The 21008-nt window shown below is 71.1% G+C and carries 19 protein-coding genes and 1 pseudogene; 9 read left to right on the top strand and 11 right to left on the bottom strand.

Going from position 1 to position 21008, the window contains the following annotated elements:
* Positions 1 to 38: 38 nt before the first annotated feature.
* Both meaB and ABZT18_RS31605 read right to left on the bottom strand, forming a co-directional pair.
* A complete protein-coding gene (gene meaB, locus ABZT18_RS31600) occupies positions 39 to 1043 on the bottom strand; it encodes a methylmalonyl Co-A mutase-associated GTPase MeaB (RefSeq protein WP_354995215.1) in 1005 nt (334 codons plus the stop codon).
* Between the two features lie 114 nt (positions 1044 to 1157).
* Complete coding sequence (locus tag ABZT18_RS31605) at positions 1158 to 2357, bottom strand: acetyl-CoA C-acetyltransferase (RefSeq protein WP_354995216.1); 1200 nt, start codon at positions 2355 to 2357, stop codon at positions 1158 to 1160.
* Between the two features lie 62 nt (positions 2358 to 2419).
* On the opposite strand from ABZT18_RS31605, the gene mce reads away from it, so the two are divergent.
* The 6 genes from mce to ABZT18_RS31635 all read left to right on the top strand — a co-directional run bounded on the left by mce (position 2420) and on the right by ABZT18_RS31635 (position 10432).
* Positions 2420 to 2896 (top strand): methylmalonyl-CoA epimerase, encoded by a 477-nt coding sequence (gene mce / locus ABZT18_RS31610; RefSeq protein ID WP_354995217.1) that lies wholly within the window; start codon positions 2420 to 2422, stop codon positions 2894 to 2896.
* Between the two features lie 383 nt (positions 2897 to 3279).
* On the top strand, positions 3280 to 4635 hold the full coding sequence (gene ccrA / locus ABZT18_RS31615; RefSeq protein WP_354995397.1) for a crotonyl-CoA carboxylase/reductase: 1356 nt from the start codon (positions 3280 to 3282) through the stop codon (positions 4633 to 4635).
* A gap of 311 nt (positions 4636 to 4946) precedes the next feature.
* The gene (locus ABZT18_RS31620; RefSeq protein ID WP_354995218.1) at positions 4947 to 6209 is read left to right on the top strand and encodes a DivIVA domain-containing protein; all 1263 of its coding nucleotides are present in this window, start codon (positions 4947 to 4949) and stop codon (positions 6207 to 6209) included.
* Between the two features lie 177 nt (positions 6210 to 6386).
* On the top strand, positions 6387 to 8558 hold the full coding sequence (locus ABZT18_RS31625; protein WP_354995219.1) for a hypothetical protein: 2172 nt from the start codon (positions 6387 to 6389) through the stop codon (positions 8556 to 8558).
* A gap of 324 nt (positions 8559 to 8882) precedes the next feature.
* Positions 8883 to 9071 (top strand): DUF397 domain-containing protein, encoded by a 189-nt coding sequence (locus ABZT18_RS31630; RefSeq protein WP_354995220.1) that lies wholly within the window; start codon positions 8883 to 8885, stop codon positions 9069 to 9071.
* A 281-nt stretch (positions 9072 to 9352) separates the two neighbouring features.
* Positions 9353 to 10432: an AI-2E family transporter gene (locus tag ABZT18_RS31635; RefSeq protein WP_354995398.1), complete on the top strand. Its 1080-nt coding sequence runs from the start codon at positions 9353 to 9355 to the stop codon at positions 10430 to 10432.
* A gap of 10 nt (positions 10433 to 10442) precedes the next feature.
* Here ABZT18_RS31635 and ABZT18_RS31640 read toward each other — a convergent pair whose 3' ends face one another.
* The 7 genes from ABZT18_RS31640 to ABZT18_RS31670 form a co-directional block, all read right to left on the bottom strand.
* Complete coding sequence (locus ABZT18_RS31640; RefSeq protein ID WP_354995221.1) at positions 10443 to 11252, bottom strand: alpha/beta hydrolase; 810 nt, start codon at positions 11250 to 11252, stop codon at positions 10443 to 10445.
* A 79-nt stretch (positions 11253 to 11331) separates the two neighbouring features.
* Entirely contained in the window at positions 11332 to 11655 is a 324-nt protein-coding gene (locus tag ABZT18_RS31645; protein WP_232233999.1) for a hypothetical protein, read from the bottom strand.
* A 64-nt stretch (positions 11656 to 11719) separates the two neighbouring features.
* Positions 11720 to 12787: a hypothetical protein gene (locus ABZT18_RS31650; protein ID WP_354995222.1), complete on the bottom strand. Its 1068-nt coding sequence runs from the start codon at positions 12785 to 12787 to the stop codon at positions 11720 to 11722.
* The gene (locus tag ABZT18_RS31655) at positions 12784 to 13278 is read right to left on the bottom strand and encodes a SigE family RNA polymerase sigma factor (protein ID WP_354995223.1); all 495 of its coding nucleotides are present in this window, start codon (positions 13276 to 13278) and stop codon (positions 12784 to 12786) included. The genes ABZT18_RS31650 and ABZT18_RS31655 overlap by 4 nt, the downstream gene beginning before the upstream one ends.
* Before the next feature lie 40 nt (positions 13279 to 13318).
* On the bottom strand, positions 13319 to 15109 hold the full coding sequence (locus ABZT18_RS31660; RefSeq protein WP_354995224.1) for a 3-hydroxybutyryl-CoA dehydrogenase: 1791 nt from the start codon (positions 15107 to 15109) through the stop codon (positions 13319 to 13321).
* 134 nt (positions 15110 to 15243) lie between these two features.
* A complete protein-coding gene (locus ABZT18_RS31665; RefSeq protein WP_354995225.1) occupies positions 15244 to 16308 on the bottom strand; it encodes an alpha/beta hydrolase in 1065 nt (354 codons plus the stop codon).
* Positions 16309 to 16443: 135 nt separating this feature from the next.
* On the bottom strand, positions 16444 to 16860 hold the full coding sequence (locus ABZT18_RS31670; RefSeq protein WP_354995226.1) for an FHA domain-containing protein: 417 nt from the start codon (positions 16858 to 16860) through the stop codon (positions 16444 to 16446).
* Positions 16861 to 17116: 256 nt separating this feature from the next.
* On the opposite strand from ABZT18_RS31670, the gene ABZT18_RS31675 reads away from it, so the two are divergent.
* Both ABZT18_RS31675 and ABZT18_RS31680 read left to right on the top strand, forming a co-directional pair.
* Complete coding sequence (locus ABZT18_RS31675) at positions 17117 to 18613, top strand: aldehyde dehydrogenase family protein (protein ID WP_354995227.1); 1497 nt, start codon at positions 17117 to 17119, stop codon at positions 18611 to 18613.
* Positions 18614 to 18693: 80 nt separating this feature from the next.
* Complete coding sequence (locus ABZT18_RS31680) at positions 18694 to 19353, top strand: class I SAM-dependent methyltransferase (RefSeq protein ID WP_354995228.1); 660 nt, start codon at positions 18694 to 18696, stop codon at positions 19351 to 19353.
* A 5-nt stretch (positions 19354 to 19358) separates the two neighbouring features.
* Here ABZT18_RS31680 and nucS read toward each other — a convergent pair whose 3' ends face one another.
* Positions 19359 to 20018 carry an endonuclease NucS gene (nucS, locus tag ABZT18_RS31685; RefSeq protein ID WP_354995229.1) on the bottom strand — a complete coding sequence of 220 codons (660 nt, stop codon included), beginning with the start codon at positions 20016 to 20018 and terminating at the stop codon, positions 19359 to 19361.
* 71 nt (positions 20019 to 20089) lie between these two features.
* On the opposite strand from nucS, the gene ABZT18_RS31690 reads away from it, so the two are divergent.
* Positions 20090 to 20707: a DUF4126 domain-containing protein gene (locus ABZT18_RS31690; RefSeq protein WP_354995230.1), complete on the top strand. Its 618-nt coding sequence runs from the start codon at positions 20090 to 20092 to the stop codon at positions 20705 to 20707.
* Between the two features lie 67 nt (positions 20708 to 20774).
* Here ABZT18_RS31690 and ABZT18_RS31695 read toward each other — a convergent pair.
* A pseudogene (locus tag ABZT18_RS31695) lies at positions 20775 to 21008 on the bottom strand (hypothetical protein); the annotation flags it as partial.

Below are 21008 nucleotides of genomic sequence, written 5' to 3' on the forward strand. Positions count from 1 at the left end.
GGGGTGCGGGGGGGTGCGGGGGCGGGGGCGGGGCGGGGTTAGCGGGCTAGTTGGGTTAGCAGGGTGTTTGCTGCTGCGTAGGGGTCCAGGGCACCTTCGGCGACCTTGGCGGCGAGCGTGGGTAGCTCCGTACCGTCGCGTAGTGAGCCGATGCGGCCACGGAGCACGCCGAGCGCGATGGCCTCGATCTCGGCGGCGGCCCGCGCCTCCTGGCGGCGGCGCAGCTCGCCGTGCTCGACCAGCCAGCCCCGGTGTTTGTCGATCGCGGCGGCGATGTCGTCGATGCCCTCGCCACGCGCGGCGACCGAGCGGACCACCTGCGGCCTCCACTGCCCGGGACCGCGCTCACCGAGAGCGATCATGCCCTGGATGTCCCGGACGGTGGCGTCGGCGCCATCCCGGTCGGCCTTGTTGACCACGAAGACGTCGGCGATCTCCAGGATGCCGGCCTTGACCGCCTGGATGGCGTCGCCCATGCCGGGGGCGAGCAGCACCAGCGTGGTGTCTGCCAGCGAGGCCACCTCCACCTCGGCCTGCCCGACACCGACGGTCTCCACCAGCACCACGTCACAGCCGGCGCCCTCCAGCACCCGGACCGCCTGCGGCGTCGACGCGGCCAACCCGCCGAGGTGCCCCCGGCTGGACATGGACCGGATGTAGACGCCCGGATCCGTCGCGTGGTCCTGCATCCGTACCCGGTCGCCGAGGATCGCCCCACCGGTGAACGGGCTGGACGGGTCGACCGCCAGCACGCCGACCCGGTGACCGCGCGCCCGCAGCGCGCGGACCAGCTCGTTCGTGGTGGTCGACTTGCCCACCCCGGGCGAACCGGTCAGCCCGACGACCTGGGCCTGCCCGGCGTACGGCGCCAGCGCGGCGGCGATCTCCGGCAGCAGTTCGTCGCCGTTCTCCACCAGCGTGATCAACCGGGCCACCGCGCGGGGGTCACCCGTGCGGGCCCGCTCGACCAGCAGGGGTACGTCCCGGCTGCGGCGCACCGACGTGGTGCCCGCTACCGGGACGTGCTCGGCCGTTTCGCTCACTGTTCCATCTTCGCTCGCGACTGCGGGGCTCGCAGGACCGGCTCACTCCTCGCGCTCACTGGTCCGTCTCCGTTCGCGACTGCGGGGCTCGCAGGACCGGCTCACTCCTCGCGCTCACTGGTCCGTCGCAGCCTTACCCGGAACGTGGATGATCAGCGCATCGCCCTGGCCACCGCCACCGCAGAGCGCCGCCGCGCCGGTGCCGCCGCCGCGCCGCTTCAGCTCCAGTGCGAGGGTGAGTACGAGACGCGCGCCGGACATGCCGATCGGGTGCCCCAGCGCGATCGCGCCGCCGTTGACGTTCACCTTGTCCGGGCTGATGCCGAGGTCACGGGTGGACTGCACGCCGACCTGGGCGAACGCCTCGTTGATCTCGATGAGGTCGAGGTCCGCGACGCTCAGGCCGCCCTTCTTCAGGGCGTGGTTGATCGCGTTGGACGGCTGCGAGTGCAGGGAGTTGTCCGGGCCCGCCACGTTGCCGTGCGCACCGATCTCTGCCAGCCAGGTCAGCCCCAGCTCCTTGGCCTTGGCCTTGCTCATCACGAGCACCGCGGCAGCGCCGTCGGAGATCGGCGACGAACTGCCGGCGGTGATGGTGCCGTCCTTGGCGAAGGCGGGGCGCAGCTTGCCCAGCGACTCGACGGTGGTGTCCGGACGGATGCCCTCGTCCTCGCTGATCACCAGCGGGTCACCCTTGCGCTGCGGGATCACCACGGGGGCGATCTCCTCGGCGAAGTGGCCGTTCTTCTGTGCGGCGGCGGCCCGCTGGTGGCTGGCCGCTGCGAAGGCGTCCTGCTCCTCGCGGGAGATGCCGTGCTTGGCGCCGACCCGCTCGGTCGACTCGCCCATCGAGCAGCAGTCCCAGGCGTCGCTGAGCCCGTCGTGCGCCATGTGGTCCTTGACCACCACGTCGCCGTACTTGTAGCCGGTGCGCTGGCCCATCAGCAGGTGCGGGGCGTTGGTCATCGACTCCATGCCGCCGGCCACCACGATGTCGAACTCGCCGGCGCGGATCAGCTGGTCGGCCAGGGCGATCGCGTCCAGGCCGGAGAGACAGACCTTGTTGATGGTCAGCGCCGGCACGGACATCGGCACGCCGGCCTCGACCGCCGCCTGCCGCGCCGGGATCTGACCGGTGCCGGCCTGCAGCACCTGCCCCATGATCACGTACTGGACCTGGTCCGGGCTGACGCCGGCACGCTCCAGCGCCGCCTTGATGGCGATCCCGCCGAGCTTCGTGGCCGGGAGGTCCTTGAGGTTGCCCAGCAGGCGCCCCATCGGGGTCCGCGCGCCGCTGACGATCACCGAAGCCATGCCTGCCTCCGAGAGGGGTGCCGAGCTGTACGCCTTAACGATTGTTCGGCCAGACTAGCGCCATGACTGACAACTCCCCCGTCGAGCCCGGTGCGGACTACGTCACAGACATCGGGCTTCGCAAGATTGACCACGTCGGCATCGCCGTGGCCGACCTGGACGCGGCGATCGACTTCTACGCGCGGACGTTCGGGATGCGCTGCGTGCACACCGAGACCAACGCCGAGCAGGGCGTCCGGGAAGCGATGCTGGCCGTCGGGCCGACCACCGAGGGCGGTTGCGTGCAGTTGCTCGCCCCGCTCACCCCGGAGTCGACGATCGCCAAGTTCCTGGACCGCAACGGGCCGGGCGTGCAGCAGGTCGCGTACACCGTGGTGGACATCGACGCGGCCTGTGCGGCGCTGCGCGCGCGGGGGATGCGGCTGCTCTACGACTCCCCGCGGCGCGGTACCGCGGACTCCCGGATCAACTTCGTGCACCCGAAGGACGCCGGCGGGGTCCTCGTCGAACTCGTCGAGCCCGCCGCCACCACCCACTGACCGCCCGCGCGCCGGTCCAGCGCCGCGCGCTCGCGGGGCCTCGACGCCAAGATCCGCACAACGTCAGGGATGTGGTTGCCTCCGCCGCGTGTGAGGCCACTACATCCCTGACGTTGTGCCTCCCCACCCCACCCCGTCGACCGTGAAGCCCGTCCGCGCGCACGTCAGTGCGCGGTTCCCGTCCTGGCCGGACATCTTCACGCATCGGCCGATGCAGTTTTTCACAGAGGACTTCCCGGCCTAGCTACCGTTCAGTAACGTCCGGCCCCACAGGAGCGCGACCGGTGCCGGATGTGTCGAATGCCGACATGGCGGTCGTGCCCACCGGCGCCGACGATGGCAGCACCCAGGCCCGTGCGGGTGCGGACGAACCGGAGGTCACCGTGCAGGACATCCTCGAAGCGATCATGGCGGCGGAGGAATCGAACGATCCGGACCGCGAGCTCGCCGGCGTCGCCAGGCTGCCCGTACCGAAGAGCTACCGGGGCGTGGTGGTCCGCGCCGAGGAGGCTCGGATGTTCGACGGCATGGCCACCCGGGACAAGGACCCGCGCAAGGCGCTGCACGTGCAGGAGGTGCCGACGCCGGAGCTGGCGCCGGGCGAGGCGTTGGTCGCGGTGATGGCGAGCGCGATCAACTACAACACGGTGTGGACCAGCATCTTCGAGCCGATGCCCACCTTCAAGTTCCTCCAGCGGTATGGCCGGGTCTCCGAGCTGACCCGCCGGCACGACCTGCCGTACCACGTGGTCGGCTCGGACGCGGCGGGCGTGGTGCTGCGTACCGGCCCGGGGGTGACCCGGTGGGCACCCGGCGACGAGGTGGTGGCGCACTGCCTCTCCGTCGAGTTGGAGGACGCGGCCGGGCACGACGACACCATGCTCGACCCGCAGCAACGGATCTGGGGCTTCGAGACCAACTTCGGCGGGCTGGCCGAGATGGCTGTGGTCAAGGCCAACCAGCTGATGCCCAAACCGAGGCACCTGAGCTGGGAGGAGGCGGCCAGCCCCGGGCTGGTCAACTCCACCGCGTACCGGCAGCTCGTCTCGCACCACGGGGCCAACATGAAGCAGGGCGACGTGGTGCTGATCTGGGGTGCCTCCGGCGGCCTCGGCGGGTACGCCACCCAGATGGCCCTGAACGGCGGCGCGATCCCGGTCTGCGTCGTCTCCTCGCCGGAGAAGGCCGAGTTGTGCCGCAAGATGGGCGCGGATCTGGTCATCGACCGGGCGGCCGAGGGTTTCCGGTTCTGGAAGGACGAGGAGACCCAGGACCCGGACGAGTGGAAGCGCCTGGGTGAGCGGATCCGCGAGCTGACCGGTGGCGAGGACCCGGACATCGTCTTCGAGCACCCCGGTCGGGAGACGTTCGGCGCGAGCGTCTACGTGGCCCGGCGCGGCGGAACCATCGTCACCTGCGCGTCCACGAGCGGCTTCCAGCACCAGTACGACAACCGCTACCTGTGGATGCACCTCAAGCGGATCGTCGGCAGCCACTTCGCCAACTATCACGAAGCGTGGCAGGCCAACCGCCTGGTCGCGCTCGGCAAGGTGCACCCGACGGTGTCCCGCACCTACCCGCTGGAGCAGACCGGCCAGGCGGCGTACGAGGTGCACCGCAACGCCCACCAGGGCAAGGTCGGCGTGCGCTGCCTCGCACCCACCGACGGGCTGGGCGTACGCGACGGGGAGCTGCGGGCCCGGCACGAGGACGCGATCAACCGGTTCCGGGGGCACTGACCGTCACCGCCGGTTTCCGGGGCACTGACCGTCACCGGCCGGACGGATGAACGCCGGATGGCCAATGCGGTGATCGGTCATTGTTCTTCCACCCCATTAGCGGAAAACCCACCCGGATCGAACAAAGGGCCTCGGGGCAACCCCGGGGCCCTTTTTCGCGTCACGCTGCGTGGCGTCCGACCCGCCCGGGACCTGCCAAGATCGCCGATTGGTCCGGCCTCACCGATCGCGGGAGTTGACCATGTAAAGAGGGCACGAAAGCTTCGCACCGCTCTTGCGAAGCACCCTGGGGCGTCTGCCAGTATGTCCCAATGCCCCAGCAGCAGTCCTCCCCTCTCGCGTTCTTCGATAACGCGAACTCGCAGCCAGATTTCACCGTTGGCCTGCGCGGATACAACACTCACCAGGTCGACGACTTCCTCGGCCGGATGACCGCCGCGCTGACCCAGTCCGAGCAGGCCCGCGCCGAGGCCGAGCAGCGGATGAACGACGCCCAGCGTCGGCTCCGCCAAGCTGAACAGCGCATGAGTGCGCTGGAGCAGAAGCTCACCGACACGAACAAGCAGCTCGAAGAGAACAGCCGGCCCACCCTCTCCGGGCTCGGCACCCGTGTCGAGCAGATCCTCCGGCTCGCCGAGGAGCAGGCCAACGACCACCGCAACGAGGCCAAGCGCGAGTCGGAGGGCATCCTCTCCGCCGCCCGCCTCGAGGCACGCGAGATCACCGACAAGGCACGTGCCGAGGCCGCGGCCATGAAGGCCAGCGCCGAGCGCGAGGCGGGCAATCTGCGCACGGCCGCCGAGCGCGAGGCCGCCGAGGTCCGGGTGCAGGCCCGCCGCGAGGCTGACACGCTGCGCGCGGACGCCGACCGCGAGACCAAGCAGCTGCGTACCGTCACCGCGCACGAGGTGGCCGAGCTGAAGTCGACCGTCGAGCGGGAGGTGGCCACCCTCCGGGCCACCGCCGAGCGGGAGATCACCCAGCAGCGGGCGAAGGCGGCCCGCGAGGCTGAGGAGAAGCGCGCCGAGGCGACCAAGCTGCTGACCGACGCGCGGGACAAGCGCGACAAGGACCTCCAGGCTCTGGAGCTCCAGCTCGCTGAGCGGCGCGAGAAGTCCGAGCGCGAGGAGTCCGAGCGGCACGCCTCCCAGGTCGCGCAGACCCAGAAGATGGTCAGCGAGGCCGAGCAGCGGGCCCGGGCCGCGCAGGAGCGGGCCAAGGAGATCGAGCAGCGTGCCGAGGCCCGCCGGGTCGAGTCGGAGCGCAACGCCGCCGAGACGGTCGACAAGGCCAAGGCGCACTCCGAGAAGACGCTCAACGAGGCCAAGGCCGAGTCGCAGCGCCTGCTCACCGAGGCCCGTACCGAGGCGGAGCTGACCACGCAGGCCGCCCGCCGCGAGGTCGACGACCTCACCCGGCAGAAGGACGCGGTCACCTCGCAGCTGGGCCAGATGCTCTCCGGGCTCGCCGGCATCGTTCCGGGCATGCCGGCACCGGCCGCACCGGCGGCCAAGCCGGAGGTCAAGAAGACCGATGGCGGTCAGGAGCGGGTGACCGCGGAGACCGCCGGCTGACCCGAGGCGTCAGGTTGGGGCATCGACGGCGCGAGGTGACACCGGGTAACCGGTGCCCCCTCGCGCCGTGTGCGTTTCCCGTCGCCGGGCGTCGTGCGCCGGAAACCGAGTGAGGTAGCTCCCACAAGGCCCGTCCGTATCGCCCCAGCAGGGCCCGTTGCGTGTGAGGATGGGGGCATGTCGCACGGCGAGGAACTGTTCGCTCTCGGCGGGGACGTGACGACGGAGCCCAGCTTCGAGTCCGCTCTGCGGGGGTACGAGAAGAAACAGGTCGACCGGTATGTCGCGCGTGCCGAGCACGAGATCGCGACCCTCGCCTCCGAACGGGAACAGGCGTACACACAGATCCACAAGCTCGCCGGCCAGGTCGAGGTGCTCCAGCGCGACCTGACCCAGGTGCGCAAGCAGATGAACGTGGTCGACCGCGCCTCGTTCCGGCACCTCGGCCCCCGGGTCGAGTCGATCCTCACGCTCGCCGAGGAGCAGGCCGAGCAGATCGTGTCCGAGGCGCACAGTGAGATCGACGCCCGCCGTGCCGCGGCCGAGCACATCGTCGAGGAGGCCCGCGAGCAGGCCGCGCGAGCACTGAAGGATTTCGAGCTCGCTCTCGCCGCGCGGCGCGCCGAGGAGGAGCGACACAGCGCGGCCCGGCGGGCCGAGGCGAACGAGACCCTGCAGTCGGCGAAGAACGAGTCGGCGCAGCTGCGCAAGGCGGCGCAGGACACGCTGGCGAAGGCCCAGCAGGAGGCCACCCAGCTACGGGACACCGCCAAGGAGATCCACACCCGGGCCCAGCAGGAGTCGACCAAGCTGCGCGAGACGGCCCGCGAGACGTTGGCCAACGCCCGGCAGGAGGCCAGCGATCTGCGCGAGGCCGCCAAGGAGGTGCACGCCAAGGCCCTGCACGAGGCCAAGCGGCTCACCGACACCGCGACCGAGGCCGGCCGGGCCACCCACGCCAAGGCGCAGCAGGAGGCCAAGCAGATCATCGACGACGCGTCGATGGCCGGCCGGGCCACCCGGGCCAAGGCGCAGCAGGAGGCGGAGCGGCTGACCACGCAGGCCTCCGAGTCGGCCAAGCGCAGCCGCGCCGAAACCGAGGCGTACGTGCAGCGGATGCGCACCGAGACCGAGGCGTACGTGCAGCAGTCCCGGGCGCAGACGCAACAGGAGCTGGGCGCGTGGCGGGCCGGGGTGGAGCAGGAGGTCAACTCCCGTCGGGAGGCAGCCGACCAGGAGTTGGCGCAGCGGCGGGCCACGGCCGAGCAGGAGTTCGCCAAGCGCCGCGACGAGCTGGAAAAGCAGCACAAGTCCCGCCAGCAGGAGCTGGAGACCGGGTTCACCAGCCGTCAGCAGGAGATGGAGACGGGTTTCACCGCCCGCCACGACGAGCTGGAAACCGAATACTCCACGCGTAAGAACGAGCTGGAGACCGAGTACACCGCCCGCAAGAACGAGATCGAGCAGGGCGCGGCCGGGGTCCGAGAGGCGGCCGAGCAGGACGCGGCGGCTCTGCGTCAGCGGTCCGAGGCGGAGGCCGCCGAGCTGCTGAGCCGGGCCGAGACCGAGGCCGGCGACAAGCGCCGCAAGGCCGACGAGCATGTCGCGGCCTCCCGTCGGCAGTTCGAGGAGTACGCGGCCACCACCCAGCAGCACCTGGCCACCACTCAGCAGCACCTGGCCGCCACCCAACAGGAGTCGGCGGCGGGCCGGCAGCAGCTCGCCCAGGTGATGTTGGAGATCGCCCAGGCCCAGCAGCAGCTCGCCGACCTGCGGCAGGAGACCTGGAAGTCCCGGCAGGAGTCCGACGAGATTCAGCGGCAGATGGCCGAGCTGCGGTTGCAGAGCGTCACCGGTCCGATCGACGGCCCGACCGCGCCGACCGCTGGCGACGGCGCCAGCAAGAGCGTGCCCGGCGGCGGGGACGACGGCGCGACCGTGTCCGCCCCGGCGACCGTCGACGCCGGCACGGCGACCGTCGACGCCGGCACGGCAACCGTCGACGCCGGCACCGCGACCGTCGACGCCGGCACGGCAACCGGATCGGGTGCGGCCACCGGGCTCAAGGCCGAGCCCGCCGACGCCCGGCAGCCGGTGAATGCGGGCGCGGAGGAGGCCGGCCAGTCCACGACGCGGCCGGTGGCCGAGCCGGTGACCACGGTGGACGGTGGAACGGCGAGCGCCGGGGTGGACGGGGAGCCGACCGTGGCCGCCGTTCCGGGCGAGGGTGGCCGGGGCGCCAAGCCCACCAAGATCACCAGCACCGGTGAGAACGGCAAGCGGCCCACCAAGCCGACCACCGACGAGCGCAGCGCCAAGCCCAGCAAGGTCACCATCGAAAAGGACTGACTGCGGTCAGGCGCGGCGGCATGAACTCCGCTCGCGTCGTCCACGACTCCGCGCCGACCACGCCGGCTCATGATCGACACCACATCGCCGATATCGGGGTGTCCTACTGCCCGGACACCCCTATATCGGGGATGTCGAGTGGATCACGCCCAGGACGGCCGGTCTGCGGCTAACCCACTCTCGCGTCTTGTCCGAACCGGGCTCCCGCACCTGCGAACCCGTACGGTGGGGTCGCCGGCGCACCATGAGGTGGCTACGCTGCTGGCGCGTTGGGACGCGGTCCTGCCGGCAGTCGATCGAGCTGATGAAGAAAGTTGTGACGTCATGGACCTGACCGGTGCACACTGGCGCACGTCCACCCGTAGCGGCAATGGCGAGTGCGTCGAGGTGGCGGACAATCTGCCCGGGGCGGTGGGCGTGCGCGACAGCAAGGACCCGACCGACCCGGTGCTGGTGTTCGCACCGACCGCCTGGCGGGCTTTCGTCGCCGCCGCTCGTCGTCCCACCGCTTGAGCCGGGAGGTCCTGGTGCCGCAGCACGGCAGCTCCGCCGACGACCCGGACGCGACGCCGCACGCCGAGACGCCGCACAGCGAGGCACCGCACGCCGAGGCACCGCACGCCGCGACGCCGCACGCCGCGACGCCGCACAGCGAGGCACCGCCCGCCGCGACGCCGCACAGCGAGGCACCGCACGCCCAGGCACCGCACGCCCAGGCACCGCACAGCGAAACGCCGCACACCGAGACACCGCACACCGAGGCGCCGGCTCCGGTGCCGGTCCCCGCCCCGGGAATCGACCCGGATGAGCCGCCGACGGTCCCGTCCGGGAAGTTCGGCACGCCGGGGCGTCCGCTGCGGCGCAGCAGCTTCCTGATCGGCTTCACCGGTGCGCTGGGCGTGCTGCTGGCGTACACCCTTTATCTGGGCATTCGCAATGCCGGCGGCATCCTGGTGCTGGTGGTGATCGCGCTGTTCCTCGCGGTCGGCCTCAACCCGGCGGTGGTCCGGCTGCACCGCTGGGGGGTGCCGCACGGCCTGGCGGTGGCGGTGGTCGCGCTGACCGTGGTCCTGCTGCTCTGCGGCGGCGTGGTGGCGCTGGTCCCGCCGATCGTGACCCAGTCCGGGCAGTTCATCGACCAGATCCCGAGCCTGCTCGACGAGTTGCGCCGCAATCCGACGGTCAACGACCTGGTGGAGCGGTACGACGTGGTGGAGCGGGTGCAGAGCGCGGCCAACGCCCAGACCATCGGCCGGGCGCTCGGCGGGGTGCTGGGCGGTGCCCAATTGATCTTCGGCACGGTGTTCCGGACGCTGACCGTGCTGGTGCTGACCATCTACTTTTTGGCCTACTTCAACCGGCTGCGCTCCCTGGGCTACTCGTTGGTGCCCCGGTCACGGCGGGAGCGGGTGCAGCTGATCGGCGACGAGATCCTGGCCAAGGTGGGCGCCTACATGGTCGGCGCGCTGAGCATCGCGGTGCTGGCCGGCGCGACCACCTTCGTGTTCGCGCTGATCGTCGGGCTGCCGTACCCGTTCGCGCTGGCCGTGGTGGTCGCGGTGACCGACCTGATCCCGCAGATCGGCGCCACGCTGGGCGCGGTGATCGTGAGTCTGGTCGGCTTCGCCAGCGACCTGCCCACCGGCATCGCCTGCGCGGTCTTCTTCCTCATCTACCAGCAGGTGGAGAACTACCTGATCTACCCGAAGGTGATGCGACGCTCGGTGGAGGTCAACGAGGTGGCCGCCCTGCTGGGCGCGCTGCTCGGGGTGGCGCTGCTGGGTGTGGTGGGCGCGCTGATCGCCATCCCCACGGTGGCCGCGCTGCAACTGATCCTGCGCGAGGTGGTGCTGCCCCGCCAGGAGAGGGGCTGACCCGCGCGGGTCAGTCGGCCTTTCCGGTGGCGGGGCCGGGAACGGGTGTGTCGGCGAACGAGGCCACCGTCCGATCGGCGTACGCGCTGACGTCGCCGGCCTCCATCGGGCCGTCCCAGGTCGTCGGCAGCGGCACCTCGGCGGCCGGGTTGACCCGCCGGACGATCTCGTCGAGCACCGTCTCCGCGTCGCCCACCCAGAGGTGCTTGGCGCCCGGCACCCCCACGACCTCGGCCTGCGGCACCGCGGCGAACCGCTCCCGCGCCTCGGCCGGGCGCAGGTAGTCGTCGAACTCCGGCACCAGTGCCACCAACGGCCGACCGGAACCGGCCCAGGTGGCCAGGTCCTCCGGGGCCGAGAAGCGCAGCGGCGGGGAGAGCAGGATCGCCCCGGCGATCGCCGGGTCGCAGCCGTACTTCAGGGCCAGGTCGGTGCCGAACGACCAGCCGACGAGCCAGATGTTGGGCAGCTCGGCGAACTCCGCGTACTCGATGGCGGCGGCCACGTCGTACCGCTCCCCCACCGCGCCGTCGAACGCTCCCTCGCTGGTGCCGCGCAGACTGCTGGTGCCCCGGGTGTTGAACCGCAGCACGGCCACGTCGGCCAGCGCGGGCAGCCGCCAGGCCGCCTTGCGGAACACGTGGCTGTCCATCATCCCGCCGTGGGTGGGCAGCGGGTGCAGGCAGACCAGGGTGGCCACCGGCGGCCGGTCGGCCGGTAGGGCCAGCTCGCCCACCAGCCGCAGACCGTCGGCGGTGTGCAGCTCGATGTCCTCCCGGCGGCCGGGCAGGATCGACGACGCGCGGATCGCTGTGCTCACCGCCCAAGTCTGTCGCGAACTCACCGCCACCGCCCGCCCAGGCACGAACAGGGTGATCCAGGTCGCTCAGTGGCGCCGCTCAGTAGCGTGGCGCGCCCCGGCCGCGCTGCACCGCCGGCCCACGCCGGTCCCGGGCGCGCCAGCAGCCGCTGTGCCAGTGCCGCCGGTCGGTCAGGTCACCCAGGCCGTCCGCCGGCCAGGCCACCAGGTGCGCCACCCCGGGCCGGATCTCCTGGTTACAGCCGGGGCAACGGTACGTCTTGACGGACGCGCCCGCGCCGATCCCGCGGACCTGCCAGGCGCCGTCGGTCCACTGCTGCACCGAGGCGACGCCCTGCCGGACCCGATCGTCGTCCAGGTTGGCGTTCTCGTCCCGGCGAGGGCGATTGCGACGGGGGCTCACAGTCACCAAGCGTACGGTCCGCCGGGCGGGACGACCTCGCGGCCGGCCCGCCCGACGGTCGAGGTCACTGCCAGCTCTGCGGCTGGGTCGGGTCCTCGAACAGTTTCACGTCCGCCAGCAGGGCCGTCGCCTCCGCCTCGGTGAAGATGTTCGCGGGTCTTTCGCCGTTCCAGGGCCAGCCGAAGTCGGCGATCACCCTCGTCTGGGGGATGCCGACCAGTTCCAACCTCGTCCCCCTCGCGGAGAGCAACGCGGGTCGGCCCGCGATGGTTCGATCTGCCTCGGTATAGGTGCCCGCCCGGCTCACGTACCGGTACTCCACCGACATGTTCTCCCTCGCGGCCCGCTGAAGACCGAAGCGGGCGGTGACCAGTCTCGGGTACGAGGCGACGTCGACCGTGCAGCCAGTGACTGTCGCGCCCGCGGGCAGAGCACCGAGCCGCAGCGGCGCGGCGCACCGGCGGGCCTCTTTCCAGCGCAGCGCCTCGACCGCCTGCTCCAGCACGGCCGGGTCCCCGTGCAGCATGACGGCACGGGCGTACAGGCCCGGCGTGGGCTGCCACAACTTGACCAGCCCACGGGCCATGCCGCTGGCCGGACGGACCGCACCGTCGAAGTTCGGGCGTCCCAGTTCGGTCACCTCGAAGGACACGCCGTCGAAGTTGACGCTGCCGAACAAGTCGGTCGACCTGCCGACGTCGATGCGCACCTCTTCGCTGCCTGCCACGCTGAGCCGTACGGTCTCGACCGCATTTCGGTACACCTCCCAGCCGAGGTAGCGGGCTCGGGTCGGGTCGAGCCCGAAGTGCAGCACGGTCGGATCGCTGCCGACCAGCGTCGGATCGACGGCGGCACCGAACACCCCGTCGGCGCGGGGTGGCACCGGCGGGACGACGGCGGGAGTAGCGGTGGTCCAGGGCATGCGGCCGGTCAGCCCGTCGAGGCCCGTCCCGGTCACCCCGACGACGCCGAGGGCTCCGAGCAGGGAAAGCGCGGTGCCGGCGGCGACCCGGCGGTGCACCTGTCGGCGGCGGCCCCGAGCACGGGACGCCCGCAGCAGTCGGTTGGTGTCCACGTCACCCTCGGCACGCTCCCGCAGGGTCTGGGCGATTTGTTCGTCGAGGTCAATCACGGCCGGCTCCCGTTCGTGGCCGGGGCACCGCAGCGCTCCCGGAGGTTCGCGAACGCCCGCATCGCGTGGGTGCGGACGGTGACCGGCGAGCAGTCCAGGATCTGGGCGATGGTCGCGTCGTCGAGGTCCTCGTAGTAGCGCAGCACCAGCACCGCACGCTGACGGTCGGGCAGGCCGAGGATCAGCCGCCACATCTCGTCCCGGTCGGCCACCTCGCCGCCGAGGTCGCTCCGATGCGGTCGGTCGACGAAGGTGTCGACTGTCAGCTCGTGGCTCGACCGGCGACGCCACCAGGAGTTGTTGGCGTTGACGAGCATCCGGCGCACGTACACGTCGGGCCGGTCGGCCCGGGAAACCTTGCGCCAGTTCACATAAACCCGGGACAACACCTCCTGGGTGAGGTCCTCGGCCCGGTGCTCGTCGCCGGTCAGCAGCCGCGCCAGCCGGACCAGGGCCGGGCCCCGGCTGACGACGTACTCCTCGAAGGTCACACCCTGCAGACGCCGCCAGGGCCGTCCGGCGTTGACCCGGTCAGCGGTGCGAGTGGTCGCGGAAGCCCCGGCGGGTCTTGCGGCCCAGGTACCCGGCGGTGACCAGGTGCTCCAGCAGCGGCGCGGGCGCGAAGCCCGGCTCGCGCAGCTCCAGGTACAGCTCCCGCTGGATGGCCAGCGAGACGTCCAGCCCGACCACGTCGAGCAGCTCGAACGGGCCCATCGGGTAGCCGCAGCCCAACTTCATCGCGTGGTCGATGTCGTCGGCCGTCGAGTAGCTGGCCTCCAGCATCTTCACCGCGTCGTTCAGGTACGGGAAGAGCAGCGCGTTGACGATGAACCCGGACCGGTCGCCGCAGACCACGCCGGTCTTGCCCAGCGCGGCACAGACCGCCCGTGCGGTCGCGGTGGCCTCCGGGGAGGTGCGGATGGTGCGGATCACCTCGACCAGCGGCATGACCGGCGCCGGGTTGAAGAAGTGCAGCCCCACCACGTCGGCCGGCCGGTGGGTGGCCATCGCCACGTCGATCACCGGCAGCGAGGAGGTCGTGGTGGCCAGCACCACGCCCGGCTTGCAGATCTCGTCGAGGCTCGCGAAGAGCGCCTTCTTGACGCTCAACTCCTCGACCACCGCCTCGACCACCAGGTCGACGTCGGCAAGGTGGTCGAGCGCGGCCGACCAGCTGATCCGGCCGAGCGCGGCGTCCCGGTCGGCCTCGGCGAGCTTGCCGCGGACGACGCCCTTGTTCAGCGAGGTCTTCACCGCTTCGCAGACCTTCGCGGACTTTTCCATGCCACGGGTCACCGAGATGACCTCGTAGCCGGCCTTCGCGAAGACCTCGATGATCCCGGTGGCCATCGTCCCCGAGCCGACCACGCCAACCTTGGTGATGGCTCGCGCGCCGTCGGCGAGCGCGGACTCCGTGGCCAGCGGCGTCGCCTCGTCCGGTACGACCACCGGTGAGCCGGGCCGCTCGTAGGTGTAGAAGCCCCGACCAGACTTCCGGCCGAGCAGCCCCGCCGTGACCATCTGCTTGAGCAGCGGCACCGGGGCGTGCCGGCGGTCCCGCCCGCCGCGCCGGTACATGGTGTCCAGGATCTCGTACGCGGTGTCCAGGCCGATCAGGTCCATCAGCGCCAGCGGGCCCATCGGCAGGCCGCAGCCGAGCTTCATCGCGGCGTCGATGTCCTCCCGGGTCGCGTAGTGCGACTCGAACATGCCGACCGCGTGGTTGAGGTAGCCGAAGAGCAGCGCGTTGGCGATGAAGCCAGCCCGGTCGTTGATGGTGACGTCGACCTTGCCGAGCCGGGCGCAGAGCGCCTCGACGTCGGCGACCACCTCGGGTGCGGTGACGACGGTGCGGACCACCTCGACCAGCTTCATCACGGGCGCCGGGTTGAAGAAGTGGATCCCGATCACCTGGTTGGGCCGGCTGGTGGCCACCGAGATCTCGGTGACGCTCAGCGACGAGGTGTTGGTGGCGAGGATGGTCTCGGGCCGGCAGATCCGGTCCAGCTCCGCGAAGATCCGCTGCTTGAGGTCCAGGTGCTCGGGCACCGCCTCGATGACCAGGTCGACGGAGTGCAGGGCCTCCAGCCCGACCGCGAAGTGCACCCGCTCGTGCAGCGCGTCCCGGTCAGCCGCGGCGAGCTTGCCCTTGGCGACCGCCCGGTCGGTGGAGCCGGTGAGGGTGACCCGGCCGCGCTCCAACGCCGGCTCGGAGATCTCGACCGCCACGACGTCGATGCCGTTGCGGGCGAAGACCTCGACGATGCCGGCACCCATGGTGCCCAGCCCCACCACGCCCACGGTGCTGAACTCGCGCGCCACGACCGGCCTCCCCAGACACTCCACACGGCCACTGAACGGCCGCTAAGGTTATGCGCGCGAGTCTGCCACGTGACGCTCAGTTGTCGAGGCGCCGTGGCATATTTCACCCACAACGCCACGGTGCCCGGACGCCTTCAGGTGGCGGGCACGGTGGTCAGGGCCAGCAGCTCCGCGACGAACTCCGCCGGGCGCTCCAGGTGCGGGCTGTGACCACAGCCGGGCAGCACCACCTCGTGGTACGCGCCACCGGCCGCCTCGTACCGCTCCAGCACCGCCCGGGTCTGGCCGATCATCGGCTGCGGCGGGCAGGCCTCCTCGCCGGGCCAGCCGGGCACGAGACCCAGCGAGCCCAGGTACGCCAGGTCGAACAGCGAGGTGTCCGAGACGATGACGTCGGCATCCCCGCGTACCCAGGTGACCGGGGGCTTCTCCGCGACGGCCACCAGCTCGTCGGCGAGCCGGAAGAAGGTCGGCGCGAGCGCGTTGAGCACCCCCCGCTCCCCCGGTGCGGTGCCCGGCCAGTTCTCCGAGGGCACCGCCGTGCCCGGGTAGTTGTCGTCCCCGGTGGCGGTGGACAGAACGGTGTCCAGCAGCAACTCCTCGTCCGTGCCCAGCGAGGCCGGATCGGCCACATAGGTGGCCCGCAGCACGGCACGCGGGCTGGCCGGGGCATCCGCGCTCCGGTCGCCGGCCGCGAGGCGGGCGACGAAGTCCGGGTTCGCCGTGCCGGCGCCGGTGCCGGCGAAGTCGGGGGTGGTCGGCGTGCCGGCCAGGTCGCGGGTGCCACCGAAGCCGTACGGGGAGACCGGTGCCGCGAGCAGCAACGCGCCCACCCGGTGCGGGTGATCGACCAGCAGCCGCATCGCCACTCCGCCACCGAGGGAGTGCCCGACGACCACCGGGCGAGCGTTGCTGGCGCTGAAGAGCGTCGGGTCGTCCAGCAAAGCGGCCACGTCGTCGGAGAAGTCCCGCAAACCCCGGGTGGCGTCCACCGGGGCCGTCGCGGAGTCGCCGTACCCCCGCAGGTCGGGGGCGACCACCCGCAGCGTCGGCGGCAGCCTGCGGACCAGAGGCTCCCAGAACAGCGCGGACGAGCAGTTGCCGTGGATCAGCAGCACCGGCGGGCCGTCCGGCGGGCCGGCGACCCGTACCGACTGGGTTATGCCGTTGGCCGTCACGGTCCGCTGCTCGGTCTCCATCCGCGGCATGCTGCCATGCCCGCCCACGCCGGTCCATATGCCGGACAGCCACCCGGCCGCACTGCCCGGTGTGACCCCCACCACCAGGAGGTCCGGCCGGCGGTCAGGCCCCGACCGTCAGGAGTCCGGCCGCGGTCAGCGACGCGCGCTGGGCGGCGTGGCCAACGGCAGCGGCAGTGTCGGTCGGACGTCACGCCGGGACGGACCGAAGCTGAGCCCCACCGGATCGGTGTGCGCCACTCCGGGGTCGAACAGGCGCAGCTCGGTGCGACCGAGCCGGATCACGTCGCCGTCGGAGAGCCGTTCCACCTCGGTGATCCGGCGGTCGTTGAGCCAGGTGCCGTTGGTGGAGCCCAGGTCCCGCAGTGACGGGCCCTCCGGGGCCAGCCACACCTCGGCGTGGCGACGGCTCAGGTGCGGATCGTTGATGACCACGTGGCCGGTCGGTGCCCGGCCGATCACCTGCGGTTCGACCCGCACTCGAAAACTCGCCCCGCGCATCGGCCCACCCGCGACCGTCAACAGCGGCATCAGTTCCGGATGTTCCTCCATGGACAGTCAGCCCTCCACCCCGCACCGTCACTCCGCGCGTCAGCCTGCCATCAGACGGTAGTCGTCAATACCGACCGGCCGGTCAGCTCCTCGTCACCTCCCGGCCACCTGCCGTTCGACGGTTCGGGCGGGCGGTATCGGACACCAGCACCCTGACCTGCACTGATCAACGATCGTTCGGGCCGGTGCGACTCCGGTCCCGCCGCCCCGATCCGGAGAACTACCGGCGAGTAATCTTCGGGTCTAGACTTCCGCCATGACGGCTGTGCATGTCCCGGGTACCCCGGTCATCGAGGCGGGCCGGCTGGTTTCGACCAGCCCGGCCACCGGCGCGGAGGCCGGCCGCCTCCCGGTCGCCACCGAAGCGGACGTGCGGCGGGCCGTCGACCAAGCCCGCGCCGCCAGCGAGTGGTGGGGCGGGCTCGGCTTCACGGGCCGCCGCGAACGGATGCTGCAGTGGCGCGCCCTGCTCGCCAAGCGCATCGAGCAGTTGGCCGAGCTGGTGCACGTCGAGGGCGGCAAGCCGATCCCCGACGCCATCGTCGAGATCGTCACCGCGATCGAGCACATCGACTGGGCCGCCCGCAACGCCGGCCGCGTGCTCGGCCCCCGCCGGGTGCGGTCCCGGCTCATCCTCGCCGAGTTCTCCGGACACCTCGAATACCAGCCGTACGGCGTGGTCGGCGTGATCGGGCCGTGGAACTATCCGGTCTTCACGCCGATCGGCTCTGCCGCATACGCGCTGGCCGCCGGCAACGGCGTGGTGCTCAAGCCGAGCGAATACACGCCCGCCGTCGGCCAATGGCTGGTGGACAGCTTCGCCGAGGTCGTGCCCGAGCAGCCGGTGTTCACCGCCGTGCACGGGCTGGGCGACGTGGGCGCCGCGCTGTGCCGCTCCGGGGTCGACAAGCTGGCCTTCACCGGCTCCACCGCGACCGCCCGAAAGGTGATGGCCGCCTGCGCCGAGACGCTGACCCCGGTGATCATCGAGGGCGGCGGCAAGGACGCCATGATCGTCGACAGCGACGCCGACCTGGATGCCGCCGCCGAGGCGTGCGTCTGGGGCGGCATGACCAACGCGGGCCAGACCTGCATCGGCATCGAGCGGGTGTACGCCGTCGACTCGGTCTTCGACGCCTTCGTCGACAAGGTGGTGGCCCGCGCCGGCAAGCTGACCGTCGGGCCGGAGGGCACCGACATCGGCCCGATCACCATGCCCCGCCAACTCGACGTGATCCGCCGGCACATCGACGCCGCGATCACCTCCGGCGGGCGCGCCGTGCTCGGCGGCCCGAGCGCGGTGCAGCCGCCGTACGTCCACCCCACCGTGCTCGTGGACGTCCCGGAGGACTCGGTCGCCGTCCGCGAGGAGACCTTCGGTCCCACGCTGACCATCAGCCGGGTCCGCGACGCCGACGAGGCCGTCACCCGCGCCAACGCCCTGCCGTACGGCCTGGGCGGTTCGGTCTTCGGCCGACGGCGCGCAGTGGCCATCGCCCGGCGGCTGCGCTCCGGGATGGCCTCGATCAACTCCACTCTGACCTTCGCCGGCATGTCCACCCTGCCGTTCGGCGGGGTCGGCGACTCCGGCTTCGGGCGGATCCACGGGGAGGACGGGCTGCGTGAGTTCGGCCGCGCCAAGGCGATCACCCGCCGTCGGGCCCGGTCGCTGTTGCCGTCGATGACCTTCGAACGAACCCCGACCGACACGGCCCGGCTCGTCAAGGCCATCAAGATGATGTACGGAAGGTGAGTGTCGGATAACCGATCTTCGAAAAAGATCGGCACATCCACATGTTTGTACGCTGTGGTCACGGCGGTACATTGCGTTAAATGGGCCCCAATCGATTGCGCTACCGCCTTGTCGACAGTGACCAGTCGTGGAGCGCCCGGCGGCGTCGGCACCGCTCGGACTGGCTGGCACGCGTCTTCCCCGACATCGGCGACATGCACGTGGTCGATCTCGGCGGCCGGATCGGCACCTGGCACCGCGCCGCCGTCCGGCCGGCCCGGGTGACCGTCGTCAACCTGGAGCAGCCACCCGCCGTCGTACCGGAGTGGGCACACGTCGAACAGGCCGACGCCTGCGACCTGCCGCCGCACCTCGCCAAGGGCGACTACGACATGGTCTTCTCCAACTCGGTGCTGGAGCATGTGGGCGGGCACGAACGCCGGCTGCGCTTCGCCGCCGCCACCCGTTCACTGGCCGACCGGCACTGGGTGCAGACGCCCTACCGCTACTTCCCCATCGAGCCACACTGGATCGCGCCCGGCATGCAGTTCCTGCCGGTACGACTGCGCACCGCACTCGCCCAACGGTGGCCCCTGGGGCACAAGCCAACCCGCAGCCATGCCGCCGCCATCCACCAGGTGCTCTGGACCGAGTTGCTGGACCGCTCCCAGATGCGCCACTACTTCCCCGACTCGGGCATGCTGGTCGAGCGGGTGTTCGGCCTACCCAAGTCGCTGATCGCGGTGCGTACCGGGAAGTGAGCCGGTCAGAAGAGCGTCAGCTCGTCCTTCTCGATGCCCCGCAGCTTGTCGTAGTCCACGACCACACACCGGATGCCCCGGTCGGTGGCGAGCACCCGGGCCTGCGGCTTGATCTCCTGAGCGGCGAAGACCCCGGCGACCGGGCTGAGCAGCGGGTCACGGTTCATCAACTCGAGGTAGCGGGTCAACTGCTCCACCCCGTCGATGTCGCCACGCCGCTTGACCTCGACGGCGACCGCACCGGCGTTGGCGTCCCGGCAGAGCAGGTCGACGGGCCCGATCGCCGTCATGTACTCGCGACGGACCAGCGTGAACCCCTCACCCAAGGTGCCCGGGTTCGCGGCCAACAACTCCTGCAGGTGCGCCTCCACCCCGTCCTTGCGCAGGCCCGGATCCACACCCAACTCGTACGAGGTGTCCTGGAAAATCTCCTCCAGGGTGATCCGCAACTCCTCGCCAGCCTTGTTGACCACCCGCCACACGCCGGGGGCCTCCTCAAGCCGACACGGCGGGCTCATCCAGTTCAACGGCTTGTACGCCCGGTCGTCGGCGTGGATCGACACCGACCCGTCCGCCTTCACCATGAGCAAACGGGTGGCCAGCGGCAAATGAGCCGAGAGCCGTCCGACGTAATCCACCGAGCACTTCGCAATGACCAACCGCACTCGACGAGGGTAGCCGAGCACCCACCGGTCGCCACCGAGCGGCACTGGCGCGTCGATGCGATGCTGAGAACGTGTTCGAAGTCCTCACCGGCACCGGCCTCGCCGCTTCAGCGGGGCTGAACGCCTACATACCCCTGCTCATCCTCGGTCTTCTCGGCCGCTACACCGACCTGATCGACCTCCCCAGCGGCTGGACCTGGCTCGGCAACGGCTGGGTCATCGTCATCCTGGCGGCGCTGCTCGTCGTGGAGATGGTGGCGGACAAGGTGCCCGTGGTCGACCACTTCAACGACCTGGTGCAGACCGTGGTCCGACCCACCGCCGGCGGCCTGGCCTTCGGCGCCGGGTCCTCGTCGGAGACGGTGACGGTCAGCGACCCGGGAAGCTTCTTCTCGTCCCACCAATGGGTGCCGGTCGTCACCGGCGTACTGCTGGCATTCGGCGTGCACCTGCTCAAGTCCGCGGCACGTCCCATCGTCAACGCGACCACCGCCGGGTTCGGCGCCCCGGTCGCCAGCACCGCCGAGGACGCCACCAGCGTGGTGGTCTCCCTGGTGGCGATCATCCTGCCGGTGTTGGTGCTCGTCTTCCTGCTCGGCCTGGTGGTCTTCATCTACTGGTTCTTCCGCCGACGCTCCGAACGCCGCCGGGAACGCGAAGCGGCACGTGCCGCCGGCTTCCGCGTCTGACGAGGTTGCACGCCGCTGGCCGGCACCCCGGAGTTGGGGTGCCGGCCAGCGGTTTAGGTCATGTGGGTCAGCTGTTCCAGTGCTGGCCGACGAGGTCGGTGGCCTGCTGCTCCCACTGGGCGTAGGCGTCGGGGTAGGCGGAGACCTGTACGGTCTGCGCGGCCTGGGTCAGGGGCATGTCCTGCCACCCGTCGACCTGCTTCAGGCCCTTCAGGAATGCGGTCGTCGAGTAGGCCGGGTCGGTGATCTGCTCCGGCGTACCCCAACCACTGGTCGGGCGCTGCTGGAACAGGCCCAGCGA

It is taken from the genome of Micromonospora sp. NPDC005291, assembly GCF_040607415.1.
In the GTDB taxonomy this organism is placed as follows: Bacteria; Actinomycetota; Actinomycetes; order Mycobacteriales; family Micromonosporaceae; genus Micromonospora.